This window comes from Streptomyces sp. URMC 123 (genome assembly GCF_051386515.1).
GTDB lineage: Bacteria > Actinomycetota > Actinomycetes > Streptomycetales > Streptomycetaceae > Streptomyces.
Window position 1 is genome coordinate 1 of record NZ_JBPQTV010000610.1, and the last position, 1,372, is coordinate 1,372.

The 1,372-nt window shown below is 71.7% G+C and carries 2 protein-coding genes; both read left to right on the plus strand.

Annotated features, from left to right (window positions below; all coding sequences use genetic code 11):
* Positions 1-467: type II secretion system F family protein (locus ACSNOD_RS31175; protein WP_436770437.1), on the plus strand; the 467-nt coding region annotated here is incomplete at its 5' end.
* 15 nt (positions 468-482) lie between these two features.
* Positions 483-1,372, plus strand: an 890-nt coding sequence (locus tag ACSNOD_RS31180; protein WP_436770438.1) for a DUF5936 domain-containing protein, incomplete at its 3' end; no start/stop codon positions are given.

Sequence of the window (1,372 nt, forward strand, 5' to 3'; positions counted from 1 at the left end):
TGCGCACGGCGCTCGCCATGGCCGCCGAGGAGCTGGAGGCCCCGGCCGGCGAGGAGCTCGCCAAGGTGGCCGACGCGCTCAGCCTGGGCCAGTCCGTGGACGACGCCCTCGGCGAGCTGGCCGACCGGCTGCCCTCGCGGGAACTCGTCGTCCTCGTCACCACCCTGGTGCTCTCCAACAAGGCCGGCGGCACGGTCGTCGGCTCCCTGCGCAACCTCACCCAGACCCTGGAGGAGCGCAAGGAGACCCGGCGCGAGGTGCGCACCCAGCTCTCCCAGGTCACCATCACCGCATACGTGGTGCCGGTGATGGGTATCGGGACGCTGCTGCTGATGGACAAGATCGCGCCCGGCTCCATCGACCGCATGACCGGCTCCCTGCTGGGCCAGGCGGCGGTGGTCGTGGCCTTCGGCCTGTACGCCGTCGGCTTCTTCCTGATCCGCCGCATGTCGAAGATCGACGTCTGAGCCGAGGAGGACGAGATGGCCGGTCCCACGGCGCTGCTCCTGGCCCTCGCGGCCGGACTGGGCACGGCGGGCGCGTGTTACGGCGTGGCCCTCTACCGGCGGGAGACCAAGCTGCCGCCGGACCTGGCCGTCGCCCTGGAGGTGGGCGCCACCCGGACGACAGCCGTCGGCTCGGCCATCGACCGCGTGGGCATGCGCTACGCGCCCCTGGTGCTGCGGCTGATGGGCGAGCGGCGGGTGGCCAGGGTCCGCCGCCGGATCGACCTCGCCGGCAACCCCGGCGGTCTGACCGTGGACCGTTACGCCGCCCGGCGCGCGTTCTACGGGGCGCTCGGCGGCGTCGGCGCGCTGGTGATGCTGGCGCGCGGACAGGTCCTCCTGGCCCTGCTGCTGATCGCCTTCGGTCTGTTCTGGTCCGAGGTCGGCATCTGGGCGGCCATTCGCCAGCGCAAGGACGCCATCGAACGTACGCTGCCGGACTTCCTCGATGTGCTCGCGGTCGTGGTGAGCGCGGGGCTGGGCTTCCGGCAGGCACTCGATCGGGTGGCGGACCGCTACCGCGGGCCCTGGGCGGACGAACTGCGGATCACGCTGCGCCAGATGGACATGGGCGTCAGCCGCCGCCAGGCCTTCGAGGAACTGCGCAGGCGCAACGACTCGGAGCAGGTGGCGCAGTTCGTCACGGCGCTTCAGCAGGGCGAGGAGCTGGGCGCGCCGATCGTCGACACGCTGATCCAGATCGCGAACGACATGCGCCGCACGGACGCGCAGAACGCCCGCCGCAAGGCGGCGCGGGCGGTTCCCAAGGCCACGATGGTGATCACGACGTTCATGGTCCCGGCCACGATGATCCTGCTGGTGGCGGGGTTCTTCCTGGGCTCCGTCAGCGACTTCGGCACGATCAC